Source organism: Bartonella doshiae NCTC 12862 = ATCC 700133, from assembly GCF_000278155.1.
Taxonomy (GTDB): Bacteria; Pseudomonadota; Alphaproteobacteria; order Rhizobiales; family Rhizobiaceae; genus Bartonella; species Bartonella doshiae.
Map to the genome: position 1 here is coordinate 345,040 of NZ_JH725094.1, position 18,161 is coordinate 363,200.

Here is an 18,161-nt window from a genome sequence, read left to right on the forward strand (position 1 = left end):
TTTCAGATCTACCGGCTTAAAGTAAAGAGCGGCTTAACTGTATTTATCAGACATAACAAACAAACCTCTCTTCAAATCAGTGGCTAACTGATTGATAATGACAAATGAAACTTAAATTTTTTACCTTCTTTCCTGCTGATATAATTAAATTCAGTTTCCTCTTGAAATAGTAATAATAGAGATTTTTCTACATTATGCTATATACTACAATTGAAGTGATCACGTTTCTGTTTAAAGATTGAAAATCTTATCAACTCATTACCAGCGCAAATATAATATATCACTCTAAAAAGAGCATAGCGGAAAATTTTATATCTATAACATTGATACTCTTCTAAAACCGTATACTTTTTGAATACAAATATTTTTTATCTAGAAAAGAGCTTTTGTTGATATAAAAACTATTGTTTTATATTAGGAAAGACATTCGATGAACAGTCACAGATATGGTAGAGTTTATTCATGAATTATCGGCATATTTATCATGCTGGCAACTTTGCTGATGTTTTCAAACACATTATTGTCACCCGCATTGTAGAGTATCTCAAACGCAAAGAAAAAGCCTTTCGCGTGATAGATACGCATGCCGGAATCGGCATTTATAATCTCTCTTCCTTGGAAGCACATAAAACAGGAGAGTGGCGTGAAGGCATCCAGCGGTTTTTATCCGCTCCTATCCCAGAAGACTTAAAAACACTCCTTGATCCATGGTGCAATATTATTGATGCACTTAATGAAGGAGAAAAAGAAATTGTATTCTATCCTGGATCTCCTGTTCTTATTCGCCAATTATTGCGAAAACAAGATCGGTTAACCGCAATTGAATTACACTCTGAAGATTACCACGTTTTAGCAAAAAAATTTTCCGGAGATTATCAAACAAAAGTTCTGCATTTAGATGGTTGGCTTGCCTTAAATTCTCATCTTCCACCAAAAGAAAAGCGTGGTTTCATTCTCGTTGATCCACCCTTTGAAAAACCCAGTGAATTTTCTCGTCTTATTGAAGGATTATCAAAAGCACATCGCCGTTTCCCTGGAGGAACTTATGCTTTATGGTACCCTGTTAAATATGAAAAAGAAGTTGAAAATTTTCTTCATGCGCTTCATCAAACGGGAATTCCCAAAATTCTACAGCTTGAAATGCGTATCCGTAAAAGCACAATACCACCCAAAATGAACGGAAGTGGAATGATTCTTATCAATCCCCCCTATCTTTTAGAAGAAGAAATGAAAAAACTCAGCCCCTTTCTTATTTCTCGTCTTGGACAGGATAAAAATGCACACATAACTCATAGATGGCTCCAGAAAGAACATGTATCATGTTAAAGTTTCCTAGTTTACCTTATTTTATTCATAATATTCTTTATAACTATCAAAGGATTAAACATTTTTCAGAAGAAGTACGATATCATAAAGAGCTTTTTAGTCTTTTTGCGTCCCACAAAATATTATAATAATGAATTGTATAGATTTGAATCTTTCTTAACAAAGCTTATTTCAAATAACTTATCATCATGATAAACTTGCTTATCCCTCTCATCCATAGAGGAAATAGCAGAAAATAAATATTAGCGAACTCGTTGAACAGCTCTCTGAAGTTCCCTTCATAATTTGTTATGAAAAATAAAACCACAAAAATTGCGCGTTCTCATACCATAATGGACTATTTATAGGAAATAACTATAAATACATAAAAATGGTAATACTTGATGGAAAAAATTTCATAGGAAAATACAAAATATTTCTGGATGCACCGAATGATCTTGAAAAACAACATAAATTGTCCTCCAAATGAACAAGAAAAACTTCCTTTTTTTTCTAATATTATATGGGACAATGCTAATCAAGAAAAGGATAAAAACCAATATAAAGGTGTCAAACTCATACAAGAGTTTGTTAAACATCTTCCGCATAGGCCGGGAGTCTATCGAATGTTTGATGAAAATGGTAATGCTCTTTACGTAGGAAAAGCACGTAATCTCAAAAAACGCGTTTCAAATTATACCCATGAACAAGGACACAATAATCGTATTACCCGTATGATTCGTGCAACATATTATATGGAATTTGTCGTCACGCATACAGAAACAGAAGCACTCCTCTTAGAAGCAAATCTCATTAAAAGATTGCATCCGCGTTTTAACGTGTTATTGCGAGATGATAAAAGCTTTCCTTATATCATCATTACTGATGATCATCGAGCACCTGCAATTTATAAACACCGTGGTTCCCGAACACGAAAAGCTCATTATTTTGGTCCTTTCGCATCTTCAGGTGCAGTTACACAAACAATTAACGTTTTACAACGCGCTTTTTTATTACGTACTTGTACCGATTCAGTTTTCGAAAATCGTACACGTCCTTGTTTGCTTTACCAAATAAAGCGATGTTCTGCACCCTGTACACATGAAATCAATGACAATAATTATAGAGAACTAGTAAAAGAAGCTAAAGCCTTCCTGTCAGGAAAAAGCCAAGTAGTAAAAAATGATATGATTCAGGCAATGCATAAAGCCGCAGAAAATCTTGATTTTGAACAAGCAGCAACTTACCGTGATCGCTTATCGGCTCTCTCTCAGATACAAAGCCATCAAGGGATTAATCCTCAAACAATCAAAGAAGCGGATGTCTTTGCAATTGCACAAAAAAGTGGAATAACTTGCATTCAGGTATTTTTTTTTCGCATGGGACAAAATTGGGGAAACCGCGCCTATTTTCCCAAAGCAGACCCTTCTTTTTCTAGCACTGAAATTTTAGCAAGTTTTCTCACCCAATTCTATGATGATAAGCCACTTCCAAAACTCATCCTTATATCTGAACAAATCGAAGAAAAAACACTCCTTACAGAGGCATTCAGTCTTAAAGCAAATCGCAAAATATTTCTTTCTTTACCCAAAAAAGGTGAACGTAAAACCCTTGTAAATCACGCTTATATCAATGCTCATGAAGCACTCGGATATAAGCTCTCTGAAACAAACACACAAAAAAAACTGCTTAAGGAACTTGCCGAAACATTCCAGTTGCCACACCCTCCATGTCGTATAGAAGTCTACGATAATTCCCATATTATGGGAACAAATGCAGTAGGTGCTATGATTGTCGCAGGCCAAACGGGATTTATTAAAAATCAATACCGTAAATTCAACATTCGCTCAAGTGAAATCACACCTGGCGATGATTTTGGAATGATGAAAGAAGTCATGAAACGAAGATTTTCACGCCTTATCAAAGAATATGGCTTCCCTCACGAAAACGATGATATAAAAGGGCAAGACGATGAACTTTTTCCCTCTTGGCCTGATCTTATATTAATCGATGGTGGTAGAGGACAAATAAATAGCGTGCATACAATATTATCTGAATTAAAATTAGATACTCTTATTACAGTTGTGGGAATAGCTAAAGGTATTGACCGTAACGCAGGACGTGAACAGTTTTTTATAAAAGGCAAAACACCCTTTACACTTTCTCCACATGATCCTATCCTGTATTTTTTGCAACGTTTACGTGATGAAGCACACCGTTTTGCAATTGGAAGTCATAAAGCTAAACGGAAAAAAGAAACATTCAAAAATCCGCTTGATGAAATTGAGAATATTGGTCCAACAAGAAAGCGCGCATTGCTTCATCATTTTGGAAGTGCTAAAGCTGTTGCTGGTGCTTCACACGAAGATTTAATAAAAGTCATAGGCATTTCTGCCAAAATTGCACAAAAAATTTACAATCATTTTAATAAAAAATAAGGCTTGTTTCATAATCTGTGCCTTGTTACCTTTATAAAAATATATTATTTCCCTATAAATAATTGAAAATAGTTCTATGAAAAATCATACTTTTTCTTTTCCAAATATTTTGACTTATGCACGCATTATTGCAGTGCCAATGGTTGTTTCATGCTTTTTTTTAGAAGGACGTCTACAATCAAACGATATTACCCGCTGGATTGCAGTTTCGATTTTTGTGATTGCATCCATTACTGACTTTTTTGACGGCTATCTCGCCCGTATTTGGGAACAAACTTCCAATATTGGCCGTATGTTAGATCCAATTGCAGATAAACTTCTCGTGTCCGCCTGTCTGTTATTACTTGCTGCAGATAGTACTATCGCTGGATGGACTCTATGGGCTGCCATCATCATTCTTTGCCGAGAAATTCTGGTATCAGGATTACGTGAATATTTAGCTGAATTAAAAGTTAGTGTCCCTGTTTCTCGCCTTGCAAAATGGAAAACTTTTGTACAAATGATCGCGATTGTCTTCCTCTTAGCAGGACCAGCTGGCAATAAAATTATCCCTTATGCAACGGAATTTGGCATCATTATGCTGTGGATTGCTGCTCTCCTCACACTGTGGACAGGATGGGATTATTTTCGTGCAGGCTTAAAACACGTTATTATATAAAAATGATGTGCTTTATAAAACTCTATTTATGACTTCATAAAAAATCCTGAAACAATGTGTTTCAGGATTCCCTACCGTTCATAAATGATTTTATTAACCAACAATTTCTATTTCAGAAAACCAAAAAGCGATTTCTGATTTCGCAGTTTCAGCACTATCTGAACCATGAATAGAGTTTTCACCAATTGATAAAGCATGTGCTTTACGAATTGTTCCTTCCTGTGCATCCGCAGGATTCGTAGCACCCATCACTTCACGGTTCCTCACTATTGCATCTTCGCCTTCTAAAACCTGAACGACAGTTGGACCAGAAGACATAAATTCAACTAACTCACTGAAAAAAGGACGTTCTCTATGAACAGCATAAAATCTTTCAGCTTCACGTTGACTCATCCATACACGCTTAGAGGCGATAACACGTAGCCCCGCATCTTCAAGCATTTCTGTAATCTTTCCTGTCAAATTACGACGTGTTGCATCCGGTTTAATCATCGAAAAAGTACGCTCTACAGCCATTTAACCACCTTTATTTTACTTATTCACCTGCCCGTTCTATAGCGAGCAATAAGCCTCTTGCCAAGTGCCTATGAAAAAATCCATACCAATTTTTCAATATGCAATTAATCATAAAGAAACCTTCAACATAAAAACAAAAATAACTGTGGTACCTGATTTTCTCATCACCGTACTCTAAGTACTTTTGCAATAGAAAAAAGTACAACAAAATATAATATGCACCCAGCTATACAGCCTTTATGAAAAACATATGCTTAGAAACTATAGCGGAAACCGACAATACCTTGAAGAGATTGCTTGGTCTTGCGCCCTTGAAGATAATGCGCTTGGGCATAAAACTTTAATTTGTCACTTACAAAACTGCTCAAACCAATCCCAAGTTTTCCAACATTTCCTGAAAGGTCAGTGGTAAATTTATGTTGCTCATTAATCGTTACATGATTGCCCTTTCTATTCTCACGCACCCATGCCGCTGTAATGTAAGCCATTGATGAAACATCCATACCAAATCCTAATTCATACCCTAACGATACTCCAACCTCACTGCGTAATGAAGTAGATCGATCTATATCACCTATCATTCCATTGGAAAGCGCTATCTTTTTACCTTCAACTTGCAACCACGTTAACTGCCCATAAGGCTGCATCCAACCGTTTTGCCACGTCTTAAACCGATAACCAGCTTCAAATGATGTACCCACAACCCACTGATGATAATTACCTTCTATATCTAAGCCATTCGTTGAAACAGCCTTCAGACTATTTTGATAACGATTGTATTTCAAAATACTGTCTAGATACCATCCATTGTAATCAAAATACGTAGCATAAGCACCAATGCCATGAATATTTATGCTGCTGGTACCGCCTCGCGCATGTGCAACACGTGCTTGATCATAGCTTCCAAAACCACCAATATATAAATCTCCCCCTGTAAACTCTGTTAAACCACTTATACCAAATACTACACCCGTCTGCTCAAGCTTAAAATCTATATGATCTGTTGTAATACTCTCTTTGCTCTTGATCGCATAGCTCCATAGAGCAGAACTTTTTTTATTTCTGTCTAAAATTTTCCTTCCAACACGCGCAGTTTGTAGCTCATTGTGAAAAATAAGCCCAGGTGTTACACTTATAGACAATATCGCATCCGTTGAGGGAGTGGTTAAAAAATCGGAAACTGAAATTTCATGACTCGATTGTGAAGCAACTCGAAGCTGACGAACCGGATGTACGCTTATCTCATCTTTCAAAGATTGAGTACCTGTCGATAAATCAATCCGCCCATGCTCATCAGAACGCGTATATCTACCAGTTCGGCCTGATAAACTCATAATCTGATTTTCTGATGATGAAGATGCTGAAAGGGCAGAAACAGGTACTTCTCTCAAATGGCGTGGAAGCCGTTTCTTAGGATCCTGCTGATTTTTCCCAGCACTACTACTCCTTTGACGACTGGAAGCTTGCTTCTGAGAAGAAGAGGATTCTCGTTGTGACTGTAAATTCCAATTATTAGATGAAAAAGATGCCAAAGTAGAAACCTTAGGTTTTTTACTACTACGCTGAGAGGGAGTAGCCGAACACCCTGTTTTTTCACTCATACCTAAATACCATACTGTGTAACCACCACTGGAATCGGCATGTCTATCTCTATAACACAAACGATATATGTAGGTCCCACCATCAAAAGTTTCAATTGACTTACCGGATTTGTTTGCCAAAGTAAAATTAGCTCCTCCATTTGAACTTCTATCGGTAACTAGATTAATTTCTGTTGCTAAACCATTTTTTTGTGAAATAGGACTTGTTAATTCAATGCCAGAATCATCAACACTTACTGTGTGATTACCTGAGCCATCATCTATCAATAAGTAATCACTATTATAATCACCCATAGTATTAATATTAAAATGAAAATGTAAACTTCCTGTAAGCCTTTCGATACTGAGTGAAATATGGCGTGGATCATATGGAATAGAAGTAAAAAAAACATTTCCCCCTTCACCACCTAAGCCTTCAATTTTTATCTGAGGTTTATGCTTGGTATCACGCTCACCAACAAAAAATAATACTTCATCACTCCTTCCCTCCACAGAAAATTTTTCTTTTGTAATATGATCCGTAACATCACCAGCAAATAAATAAAGGCTTCCATTACCATTGACCCTTACTTCTCCAACAACCTCCTCTACACCAACATGTAAAAATGATTTAGCCACATCCTGAATCGTCAAACCATCTACAAACCCTCTAGGATATACAACCTGGATAGCATTATCCTTCAAGGTAGTAGCATATGCCCCCCCTCCCGCTAAAACGTGCTGCCTACCATCCCCAGAAACCACGGTCTCCATTGCCGAACCACCTTTTTGTTTGTTTACCGCATAAAGATTTTGCTCCCCTCCACTCCCAACTTTTGTATTCCAAACCCATACCCCATTATAAACATTCTGCTGTCCTATAATGCCATTACTACCAGATACTGTAGCGTCATAAGCACTGCTTAGCTTCCGCATACTTTGAGAATCTATTTGAAGATCTAAAATACTACTCTCTTCATGAACAAACTGTTTTCCACCGCTGATTTTAGTATTCATCGCAATTCCCCCGCGCGTAATTATTTGCATTGCGCCTTTCTGAACAGTCGCTCCTACTGAACTCTTACCATTTTCGACGATCTCTACACCTCCATCCTCAATCGTAATATTACTGCTCAAAAGAGTAGTAATCAGTGCTGTGCCTTTTAATACATTCTTTTTATTATCTGGCTGTTCTAATCTTATTAGCGCTTCATTTCTTTTTTCAACCGCACTTGCAACCTGTATGAAACAATTACCGATCATCAATACTGAAAAACTAAACTTGCATTTATGCCGCATAATCTAAACTCCACTATTAATCGTTAGAAAAATATCCCGCGACTACATAGGTAGTTTGTTTTAGTTTATATCATAATGTGTTTTATTTATGTCGCAATACATTTGTTTTACGATATAAAAATTCTCATAAGAAATACTAATATACTGAATAAAAATCTTATTTTAGTTTAAAGCAGAAAATTATAAAAAAACAAAACGTGTCTTTATTATTAAGACACGTTTTGTAAAATTTATAAAATAGAAACAGAAATAATGTAGTTTTTAAACAAGATATAAAATTATCCTCAATATTTTCATATCTTCAAAATATATCTTAAACATTAAGTCCTTAATACATAAAAACGCTTATATTTTTCAATTTTATCATCGCATAAGAATGCATATTTAGAAACTATAGCGAAACCCCAAAACCCCCCGGACCGATTCCTTAATTCTATGCCCTGTCAAATAATTTGCTTCCGCATAAAATGTTAGTTTATTATTGACAAAACTGTTCAAACCAATTCCCAATTTACCCATATTTCCAGACAAGTCTGTGATAAATTTATGCTTGTTATTAATCATCGTGTAATTATTATCAACATTCTCATGCAACCAAGCAGCCGTAATGTAAGCTGTTAAAGAAGCTTCTGCTCCAACAATAAATTCATGTCCTGTCGTTAATCCAACTTCAGTAGGCAATGAAATAGATGAATTTATATCAGCTATCATTCCATTAGAAAGTTTGATTTTTTTATCTGCAACCCGTACTCCTGTCACTTTAACATAAGGCTGCATCCAAGTATTTTGCGCAGGCTCGAAACGACAGCCAAGCTCAAATGATCCACCTATCGCCCACTGATTATAATCACCTTGAATGTTCAAACCATTTGTTGAAATAGCTTTCAAATTATCCCAGAAATAATTATATTTTAAAATACCATCTAAGTACCATCTGCGATTATCAAAATATGTTGCATAAGCTCCAACACTATAAGAGTTCAGATCACTGTCTCCACCTCGTGCATGAACAATACGTGCTTGATCATAACTGCCAAATCCACCAACATATAACTCTCCATGGGGTAACTCATTCAACTGATCAACACCAAATACTATGCCTGTCTGCTCAAGTTTAAAATTTGTATGGCCCGTAGCAATGCGTTCTCCACTCTTAATCGCATAACCCCATAAATTTGTATTTTTTCTATTCTTGTCCAAAATTCCTCTACCAGCACGCACACTCTGCAACTCATTGTTAAAAATGAGCCCAGAAGTTACCCCCATAGACAATATAGCATCCGTTGAAGGAGTAGTTGATGGTTCACCAGGTACAAATGGATTTATTGGATCAGGAGGAGAAGGATCTGGTCCACCAGTACGGTCCGCGGATAAAAACCAAACTTTTCCATTTTCATCCTTCCTTTGTTTCAAACCATACATATAAGTTCCACCATCAACAGCATTAATTTTCTCATTAAAAAGATCTGTCAAAGTAAAATCTGCTCCACCGCTTCGATCCGTAATTAAATCACGTTTTTGTGAAAGAGGATGCGTAATTTCAACTCCAGAATCCGCAACACTTATTGTGTGATTTCCTTTACCATTCTCAACAAAGAGATAATCACCACGATTATGTGCAATAGCGGTATTGAACTTAAAATGTAAACTTCCTGAAAGATTATTAACATGTAACTGAGAGTAATATGGGTCAGAGCCTGTAAATGCAAAAAGAACACTCCCTTCACCACTTAATTTCTCAATCAGAGAACTTTTCCCATCACCCCCTGTAGCAATAGAATACAATTTCGTATCTTTTCCATTTAAAAGAATATCTTCTACAGTTGTACGATGCTGATCGTTTCCAGCATAAAGATTAATCTTTCCAGAATGGCCTACAAGCGTCTTACCTGCCAACGTTGCTCCAGCACGCACCCACGATTCTGCTTTATCATTAATTGTTAAATTTTTGACAAATCCATCCGTATGTATTTCCTGAGTAGCGGTCTCATTTAAAATGACTCCAATAGCCTTACCTCCTTCTAAGATACGCTGTTTACCACCACCAAAAACTTCTGTATCAAATGCAGAACCACCATTTTTCGCATCGTAATCTTCTTTGAAAATCTCTTGTACCCCTCCACGCATAACTTTTATATTCGAAGTTATGCCTCCATCATATACTTTTTGTTTTCCCAGTGTTTCATTTTGACCATAAATTATAATATTAGAAGCACTACTTTTTTCAACCTGTCCAGCAACTTCACCCTCTCCGAATACAAGCTGCTTACCACCATAAATTTTCGTTCCTTCTACTTTTCCTCCATTCCCAACATGTTGCTGTCCACCTTCCTTAACTATAGCATTTCTTGAAAAACCTTGTTTTCCTTTTAAAGCCTCAACAATTTCAGTTCCACCTTGTTCAATTTTGCTGTTCTCACTGATCCCCCCCGCATACACATGAATCTCTCCACCATCCCTTACTGTGTTATTAATGGATAACCCTGGCTTATCTTTCTCTCCATCATTTGAAAAGTAAGCTTTAGCACCATCATAGAGTATATAATCTCTTAGACTTGCTCCATCTTTAACAAAGATGAGTTCAGGATCTTTACGAGTTGTAATATTTTTTTCTTGTACATTTTGTTTAATATTGCCACTACTAAACTTTGCAAAGAAACCTGCTTCACTACGGACCCCTATAATATTTCGCGATGTTCCAAGGATACATTTTCCTATTTTTACATCATTGTATTGATTGTGAGAGGTTTTTTCATTCGTTCCATATGAAGACTGGCAAAAAAAACCCACCGCACTCTCATCAGCAACTGCTGACTGCACAAAACAGCTGCTCGCTAAGAGCGCCAAATAGCTCAATTTCCACTTATATTGTATAGCCATGTCCCCCCCTTTATGTATAATCAAACTGGAAGAGTAGTTAGCTCTACAAAATTCATTTTCAACCTATTATTGTAATAATTCTTCAAAATACCTTATTGATTTCGCAAAAAGATCCTCTGCATGCTTCTAGATTTTTTTATTTTATAAGAAAATACAAAGCTATGTTTAAAAATATTTCTTGGGAAATAGAAAAAGTAAAATACAAGTATAAAGTGTAGGAATCACAAAATATACGGCTTGTCGTGAAAATATATCAATATTTCCTAAAAAATTATTTTCTAAGCATTTATGAATGCTTCATCTTAACAACAGTAACACATTTAAGAATGATCAGAAAACAAAACATATGCTTAGAAACTATAGCGGAAACCGATAATACCTTGAAGAGATTGCTTGGTCTTGCGCCCTTGAAGATAATGCGCTTGGGCATAAAACTTTAATTTGTCACTTACAAAACTGCTCAAACCAATCCCAAGTTTTCCAACATTTCCTGAAAGGTCAGTGGTAAATTTATGTTGCTCATTAATCGTTACATGATTGCCCTTTCTATTCTCACGCACCCATGCCGCTGTAATGTAAGCCATTGATGAAACATCCATACCAAATCCTAATTCATACCCTAACGATACTCCAACCTCACTGCGTAATGAAGTAGATCGATCTATATCACCTATCATTCCATTGGAAAGCGCTATCTTTTTACCTTCAACTTGCAACCACGTTAACTGCCCATAAGGCTGCATCCAACCGTTTTGCCACGTCTTAAACCGATAACCAGCTTCAAATGATGTACCCACAACCCACTGATGATAATTACCTTCTATATCTAAGCCATTCGTTGAAACAGCCTTCAGACTATTTTGATAACGATTGTATTTCAAAATACTGTCTAGATACCATCCATTGTAATCAAAATACGTAGCATAAGCACCAATGCCATGAATATTTATGCTGCTGGTACCGCCTCGCGCATGTGCAACACGTGCTTGATCATAGCTTCCAAAACCACCAATATATAAATCTCCCCCTGTAAACTCTGTTAAACCACTTATACCAAATACTACACCCGTCTGCTCAAGCTTAAAATCTATATGATCTGTTGTAATACTCTCTTTGCTCTTGATCGCATAGCTCCATAGAGCAGAACTTTTTTTATTTCTGTCTAAAATTTTCCTTCCAACACGCGCAGTTTGTAGCTCATTGTGAAAAATAAGCCCAGGTGTTACACTTATAGACAATATCGCATCCGTTGAGGGAGTGGTTAAAAAATCGGAAACTGAAATTTCATGACTCGATTGTGAAGCAACTCGAAGCTGACGAACCGGATGTACGCTTATCTCATCTTTCAAAGATTGAGTACCTGTCGATAAATCAATCCGCCCATGCTCATCAGAATATGGATGGAGAACAACTGAAGATGACAATTTAATAGCTTGTGCTTTTGGAAACGAAACAGTGGAAAGAATAGAAGCAGAAGATTGTGGTTTCAAATTTCTGCGGCTCTCTCTTAAATGTAGCAGTTCAACAACACGTTCTTCTGAAACTAGAGGGGATGAAAAAACAGAAACAGGTCGATTTTGACTTAAATGTTGCGGAGATTTACTCCTACTCTGTGGCAAACTCTTCATAAATGGCAAATCATCAACAAACACTGCAGATAAATACCAAATTTTTTCACTTTCTTCTTCACCCTCTTTCTGTTTTAAACCATACATATAAGTTCCACCATCAACAGTACCGATCTCTTCACCAGAAAAATCTATCAGAGTAAAATGAGCCTCTCCACTTTGATCATGAATCAAATCAAGCTCAAGAACTAAATGCTGTTTTTGTAGAGGAAAATTGATAACTTCAACACCAGAATCAATAACGCTTATTTTGTGATGACCTGCACCTTTTTTTATAAGAAGATAATCACCACGTTGCTCTGCAAAATTAATATTAAACCTAAAATGTAAATTACCAGAAAGATCGTTGATCTGTAGTTTAGAGTAATGCGGATTAAACACGGTAGAAGTAAAAATAACACTGCCATTACCGCTTAAATTCTCAACCAAAGAGCTGTCGCCATCTACATTAGAAGCAATAGAATACAATTTGGCATTTGGTCCATTTAAAACAATTTTTTCTACTTCTGTACGAGATTGCTCAGCACCAGCATAAAGATAAATCCGTCCATAATCATTAACCGTTGTGCTTCCTTCTAATGTGGCACCATGATGTAACCATGATTTTGCTTGATCATGAATTATTAAATTTTTTACATATCCACCCAAATCTATTGTCTGAAGTGCATTCCCCCATAAAATGACATCAATAGCCTCACCTCCCGCTAAAACGTTTTGCTCTCCACCAGAAAAAACTTCTGTATTAAATGCAAAGCTGCCATAACTTTCCTCACTAAGATCCTCTTCTAAATAAAGATTTTGTACTCCTCCTTCCTTGATCTTTGTATTAAAAACCGCCCCCCCATCATACACGTTCTGGTATCCTGGCACTTCATTTTGGCCGAAAATTACAGTGTCATAGGCACTGCTCATCACCGTCTCGCCTTTAACAACAAAAACTTTTCCGGAAACAAACTGCTCACCACCATAAATTTTAGTGCCTTCGGCTTTTCCACCATTTTCAATCTTCTGTTTCCCGCCTTTATAAACAGTACTATCTTGCGAAAGACCATGTGTCTTAATAATCTCAATACCGCCACTTTTAATTGTAGTATATAAATTAAAACCGTTACTATAAACGTAGAGCTTTCCACCATCCTGAACCGTATTACTAATTGAAGATTCTGCAGTGCTATTACCAATGATATTGGCTTCCTCACTACAACTGCTCAAGGTAGAATCAACAATAGAAACAACCATCCCTTTGCCAATTGTTGTCTCTGTAAGAACATCCAAGAATGGAGCAGCAGATGGCTTAAAACTAAAATCTGAAAATAAAGGATTATTTCTATTATCACGTGTATAGTTCGCATCTAAATACCAAATTTTACCGGCATTTCTATTTTTTCTGTTTTTCAAACTGTACATGTAAGTTCCAGCATCGACCGTACTAATTTTTTCTCCAAAACTGTTTGTCAGAGTAAAATGAGCATTTCCACTGCGATCAGAAATTAATTTGAGCTTTTTGTGAGAAGAATTTGTAATTTCAAGACCAGAATCGATAACACTTATCGTGTGATAACCTGAACCACTTTTTTTAATAAGAAGGTAATCACCAAGGTGCTCGGCAAAATTAACATTGAAATAGAAATGTAATTGACCTGAAAGATGATTAATATTAAGTTGAGAGTAAGATTTATCAGAACCAGTAGATGTAAAAATAACTCTACCATTTCCGCTTAAATTCTGAATATGAATCCGTGATCTCTCACTGCTATTCTCAATAGCAATAGAGTGCAACTTAGTATCTTCCCCATTTAAAATAAGATTTTCTACTTCCGTAGTAGCTTCATCATTGCCAGCATAAAGATAAAGACTGCCAAAATCATTAACAATTGTATCCTTATCTAATATTGCACCAGCATATACCCATGATTGTGCTTGATGATTAATTGTAAGAGTGTCCACATATCCAGTATCATATATTTTCTGAGTAGAAACATCATATAAAATAACTTCGCTGGCATTTCCTCTTGCTAAAATATTTTGCATGCCATTCTTAAAAAGCTCGGTATTAAGTGCAAAAGCGCCTTCATTTAATGTAAAATCTTCATCTTCTGAGGACCCATTATTAAAGTTTTGTCCACCATCAATGTTCTGTATGCCTCCTTTCATAATCTTTGTGTCAAAAGCCATCCCACCACTATACACATTCTGTAGTCCTAGCATTCCACCTTCAGCATAAATCTCAGTGTTATAAGCGCTACTTCCCTTAAAATCATTTCCAAGTAACCTCTTTCCAAAAACAATCTGCTCACCACCATAGATTTTAGCCCCCTCTGCATTTGCACCACTCTCAACAATTTGTTTTCCACCTTTTTTAACAATAGCATATTCTGAATTACTCAGATTTCTGACAAACTCAATACTACCACTTTCTATCATTGTATCCCGACTAACACTCGCTTCATCAATATAGAGCTTCCCACCATCTCGAACTATATTATTGATGGAATACCCTGCATTCTGATAGTTGAAGCTCGTTACTTTTTTACCAGAGCTCTCAGAATCATGGTCAGTAATATAGATAATAGTCTCACCACTGATTGTTGAATTTGTCAGCAGCTTAAAGAAAAGGCTCTCTTCTTCCTCTTTTTTTGTTCTCTTTTCATTGTGTATGCTTTTTGAACTCTCTCCTCTTCCTTTTAATCCTCCTACTTTTGAGAATGACTTGCCTGTTTCTTCTAGATGTTTCCTTATGTCTACCGGGGTTAATGAACTTTCTTTGAAGACCGATATTCCCTCTGCAATTGCGATCTTTACAAAAAAACTACTGGTCATTAAAGTCCAAAAACTCAGCCCCAATTTGTGTTGCATCCTCCAAACTCCATGATTTTAAATAAAAATTCCGTATTCTTAGAAATAAAATGCATAGACGAAAACATCACAACGAAACTGCTCAATCTCGTTTTTCAAGACAACAGAACATTCTACACAAAAACATTCAAAGCACTAAAATCTAATTAATTGAATATAACATTATGTGTTTTAAACTTATGCACAATTTTAAATTGAACAATTTAATTATTACAGCTAAAAGTGTCACAAATGCATCCACAAGAGATTTTTTGCAATTTTGAAATGCCAAATACTGATTCTAGGAAACGAAGAGTGATTTCTAAACAGATAAAAATACTACCGTATTTTAAAGAAACGGTAGTACTCAATTATAAACATTGCTCCGTTTATAGAAACACGTTTCGTCTTCTATAGCATTTAAAATAGTGCCCTTATTTCGTACAATTTAAAGGCGTTTGCCATGTAATTTTCTATACTTGTCACACTCTATTCTTTGTGCTTATGCACTGGAATCATCATAATATCGACTCGACACTGATCTGAAATTTATATAGTTATAAGAATTTAATTTCATAATTTGATTTGTTATACACTAAAAAGGACATTTTATTCATGTATACAAACTCAAAAATACAAGATATAAGCAAAAGAAATTCTCCTCGGCGAATTTTGCTTGCAAGCCTTATCGGACCAACAATTGAATTTTTTGATTTTTATGTTTTTGCTACTGCTGCCGCCCTTATATTTCCTCATTTATTCTTTCCAACGCAAAATGACCAACTTGCCATTTTACAATCTTTCCTGATCTTCGGAGCAGCCTTTTTTGCACGGCCCTTCGGATCCATTGTTTTTGGACATTTTGGAGATAAAATTGGACGGAAAGTAACACTTATAGCCTCTCTTCTCACAATGGGTATGTCAACCGTTATCATTGGATTCCTTCCCACCTATGAAACAGCGGGATGGTGGGCGCCCTTTTTCTTAACTCTATGCCGTATTGGACAAGGAATGGGATTAGGTGGCGAATGGGGAGGAGCTGTTTTACTCGCAACAGAAAATGCTCCCCCTGAAAAACGTGGCTGGTATGCGATGTTTCCTCAATTGGGCGTTCCAATTGGTTTGTTTTTATCTATTGCAGTTTATTTAGGTCTATTGCACTTCCTCGATTATAGTGAACTTTTAGCATGGGGATGGCGGATTCCTTTCATTGCTTCAGTTATTTTCATGATTATCGGATTATGGATTCGTCTTTCAATCAATGAAACAATTGAATTCAAAAAAACTCTTGAAAATAAAGAACGTGTCAAAGTTCCTATAATAGACGTTTTTTTTAAATGTCCACGAATCCTATTTCTTGGAATATTTGCTGGTATGGCAACATTTGTTTTATTTTATTTGGTTACGGCATATTTATTAAGCTATTCAACAAACCATCTGAAATTGCCATTTCACCAGGCTCTACAAGTAGAAGTAATTGGTGCTATTTTCTGTGGAATTTTTACCGTCATAACCGGAAAACTTTCTGATCGTATTAAGCGTAGAACTTTGATGATTTGGATAACAATAATTACTGGTATCTATTCTTTTGCAATTCCTTATTTTCTAAATTCTGGAGTTATAGGAGTTCTCGCAATGTCTATCATTGGTTTATCGATCATGGGAATGATCTATAGTCCTCTTGGTGCTGTTTTGGCTTCACCATATCCAACAGAAATTCGATATACTGGCGCTTCTATAACTTTCAACTTGTCTGGTATCGTAGGAGCATCTCTTGCGCCCTATATTGCAGAATATTTGGTACAACACTTTAATACTTCTTATATAGGTTATTATTTGCTTCTTTCTTCGTTTATTTCACTAATTTGCTTCGTTGGATTTACCGAAGATGAAATATCCAACTAAAACACAATAAAAAAAAATAAAACAAGTGCTGGTGGCAAAAATGCCACCAGTTTCATTTTTAAAGATATTGGTTGAGGTACTCTCAACCACAATATTGTTGCGAAAAAGGCACTTAAAACAAAAAACAAAATATCTGCAATATTAACAATAGAAGTAGCAGAAAACATTCGTGATAGAATATGTGTTGTACCTAACCACGAAACGCAAAAAAAAGCTAACATTACAGCCCATAAAACAAGCAAAATGCGATCAATAATCATCATCATTCCGTTTAAATGCTTTGATTGTAGGCCACATTTTTATTACTCCTAAAAGAAAAATAACAACAAAAACCCAACGACCTCCTCCAGATCCTTCCGCAATAAAGAGTTCTGGATTCAGTATTCCTATCAGCCCTATAAAAATCAAAATAAAAGATGTTACACGCATCAAACTTGTTTTTTCCAACTGCGATCTTCAGCTTGCTGCCAATAAGTTAAATTATGATTGCTCATTTTGTATTGTTTCCATTGTGCACGAACAAAGTTTAATTGCGCATCACTTTGCCCATCAAATATAACAACAAGCCTTTGATAACTATCAATATCCTGACAAATAGCGCCCTCTATGAGAAAACGTATTTTTGAATTATTGGGATTTTCTTGCCTTGTCGTAAGAAATACAGGCTGATAATTTGGGTACCGATCATTCTCTGTACCATGCCCAATGAACGCTTCCTCAGCATACACCCATAAACGCATATCTATAGCATCGCGTCGTTCTTCACTCATGCATTGTATCGTTACCTTATCAAAACGAGCTAATGCACGCTCCACAAGTATTGGCAAAATATCTTCCAACGTTGATTGCGTCAAATGATAAAAAAGAATATCCACCTTTTTAACCTTCATCCTTTTTATAAATAACATATTTGGGGAGCAATTTCTCTATCCTCAGTATAAAAATGGATTGAGATATTACGATTCCTCTTTTACAATTGTATGTGTCATCTTTTATGTTTATGTGTATTAAAGATAAAAAAGGCAAATTGCCATTTTTCAGTTGATAAAAAGGTTTATTTTCGTTCCTTTTCTAACTTCTCTATCTACTGCACTTGAAAATGAACTGCTATGTATGA

11 protein-coding genes are annotated in these 18,161 nt (G+C 35.9%); 4 read left to right on the forward strand and 7 right to left on the reverse strand.

Features of this window, described 5'->3' with window-relative positions; translation table 11 throughout:
* Positions 1–462: 462 nt before the first annotated feature.
* The 3 genes from MCS_RS01585 to pgsA all read left to right on the forward strand — a co-directional run bounded on the left by MCS_RS01585 (position 463) and on the right by pgsA (position 4,401).
* Positions 463–1,326: a 23S rRNA (adenine(2030)-N(6))-methyltransferase RlmJ gene (locus MCS_RS01585; RefSeq protein ID WP_004854774.1), complete on the forward strand. Its 864-nt coding sequence runs from the start codon at positions 463–465 to the stop codon at positions 1,324–1,326.
* A gap of 431 nt (positions 1,327–1,757) precedes the next feature.
* On the forward strand, positions 1,758–3,743 hold the full coding sequence (gene uvrC / locus MCS_RS01590; protein ID WP_004854776.1) for an excinuclease ABC subunit UvrC: 1,986 nt from the start codon (positions 1,758–1,760) through the stop codon (positions 3,741–3,743).
* A 76-nt stretch (positions 3,744–3,819) separates the two neighbouring features.
* Positions 3,820–4,401: a CDP-diacylglycerol--glycerol-3-phosphate 3-phosphatidyltransferase gene (gene pgsA, locus MCS_RS01595; protein WP_004854778.1), complete on the forward strand. Its 582-nt coding sequence runs from the start codon at positions 3,820–3,822 to the stop codon at positions 4,399–4,401.
* A 93-nt stretch (positions 4,402–4,494) separates the two neighbouring features.
* On the opposite strand, the gene ndk is transcribed toward pgsA, so the two are convergent.
* The 4 genes from ndk to bafA (MCS_RS01615) form a co-directional block, all read right to left on the reverse strand.
* The gene (gene ndk / locus MCS_RS01600) at positions 4,495–4,917 is read right to left on the reverse strand and encodes a nucleoside-diphosphate kinase (RefSeq protein ID WP_004854780.1); all 423 of its coding nucleotides are present in this window, start codon (positions 4,915–4,917) and stop codon (positions 4,495–4,497) included.
* Positions 4,918–5,171: 254 nt separating this feature from the next.
* Positions 5,172–7,796, reverse strand: coding sequence for a BafA family autotransporter (gene bafA, locus MCS_RS01605; RefSeq protein WP_004854782.1), 2,625 nt, complete (start codon positions 7,794–7,796; stop codon positions 5,172–5,174).
* A gap of 384 nt (positions 7,797–8,180) precedes the next feature.
* The gene (gene bafA, locus MCS_RS01610; protein ID WP_004854784.1) at positions 8,181–10,676 is read right to left on the reverse strand and encodes a BafA family autotransporter; all 2,496 of its coding nucleotides are present in this window, start codon (positions 10,674–10,676) and stop codon (positions 8,181–8,183) included.
* A 350-nt stretch (positions 10,677–11,026) separates the two neighbouring features.
* Entirely contained in the window at positions 11,027–15,160 is a 4,134-nt protein-coding gene (bafA, locus tag MCS_RS01615; RefSeq protein ID WP_004854785.1) for a BafA family autotransporter, read from the reverse strand.
* Between the two features lie 594 nt (positions 15,161–15,754).
* On the opposite strand from bafA (MCS_RS01615), the gene MCS_RS01620 reads away from it, so the two are divergent.
* A complete protein-coding gene (locus tag MCS_RS01620; protein WP_004854786.1) occupies positions 15,755–17,044 on the forward strand; it encodes an MFS transporter in 1,290 nt (429 codons plus the stop codon).
* Here MCS_RS01620 and MCS_RS01625 read toward each other — a convergent pair.
* Genes MCS_RS01625 through MCS_RS01635 form a run of 3 tightly spaced genes read right to left on the reverse strand, consistent with a single transcriptional unit; the run spans position 17,041 to position 17,919 of the window.
* The gene (locus MCS_RS01625) at positions 17,041–17,304 is read right to left on the reverse strand and encodes a hypothetical protein (protein ID WP_004854788.1); all 264 of its coding nucleotides are present in this window, start codon (positions 17,302–17,304) and stop codon (positions 17,041–17,043) included. The two genes, MCS_RS01620 and MCS_RS01625, sit on opposite strands and share 4 nt — an antisense overlap.
* A complete protein-coding gene (locus MCS_RS01630; RefSeq protein WP_004854789.1) occupies positions 17,294–17,473 on the reverse strand; it encodes a hypothetical protein in 180 nt (59 codons plus the stop codon). Before MCS_RS01630 ends, MCS_RS01625 begins: the two co-directional genes overlap by 11 nt.
* Positions 17,473–17,919, reverse strand: coding sequence for a DNA polymerase III subunit chi (locus MCS_RS01635; protein WP_004854791.1), 447 nt, complete (start codon positions 17,917–17,919; stop codon positions 17,473–17,475). Before MCS_RS01635 ends, MCS_RS01630 begins: the two co-directional genes overlap by 1 nt.
* Positions 17,920–18,161: the final 242 nt, after the last annotated feature.

What these genes read in the sequence shown, in the direction of transcription:
- MCS_RS01585 (WP_004854774.1), top strand. Translation starts at nt 463, where the DNA reads ATGAATTATCGGCATATTTATCATGCTGGCAACTTTGCTGATGTTTTC.
- uvrC (WP_004854776.1), top strand. Translation starts at nt 1,758, where the DNA reads ATGATCTTGAAAAACAACATAAATTGTCCTCCAAATGAACAAGAAAAA.
- pgsA (WP_004854778.1), top strand. Translation starts at nt 3,820, where the DNA reads ATGAAAAATCATACTTTTTCTTTTCCAAATATTTTGACTTATGCACGC.
- ndk (WP_004854780.1), bottom strand. Translation starts at nt 4,917, where the DNA reads ATGGCTGTAGAGCGTACTTTTTCGATGATTAAACCGGATGCAACACGT.
- bafA (WP_004854782.1), bottom strand. Translation starts at nt 7,796, where the DNA reads ATGCGGCATAAATGCAAGTTTAGTTTTTCAGTATTGATGATCGGTAAT.
- bafA (WP_004854784.1), bottom strand. Translation starts at nt 10,676, where the DNA reads ATGGCTATACAATATAAGTGGAAATTGAGCTATTTGGCGCTCTTAGCG.
- bafA (WP_004854785.1), bottom strand. Translation starts at nt 15,160, where the DNA reads ATGCAACACAAATTGGGGCTGAGTTTTTGGACTTTAATGACCAGTAGT.
- MCS_RS01620 (WP_004854786.1), top strand. Translation starts at nt 15,755, where the DNA reads ATGTATACAAACTCAAAAATACAAGATATAAGCAAAAGAAATTCTCCT.
- MCS_RS01625 (WP_004854788.1), bottom strand. Translation starts at nt 17,304, where the DNA reads ATGATTATTGATCGCATTTTGCTTGTTTTATGGGCTGTAATGTTAGCT.
- MCS_RS01630 (WP_004854789.1), bottom strand. Translation starts at nt 17,473, where the DNA reads ATGCGTGTAACATCTTTTATTTTGATTTTTATAGGGCTGATAGGAATA.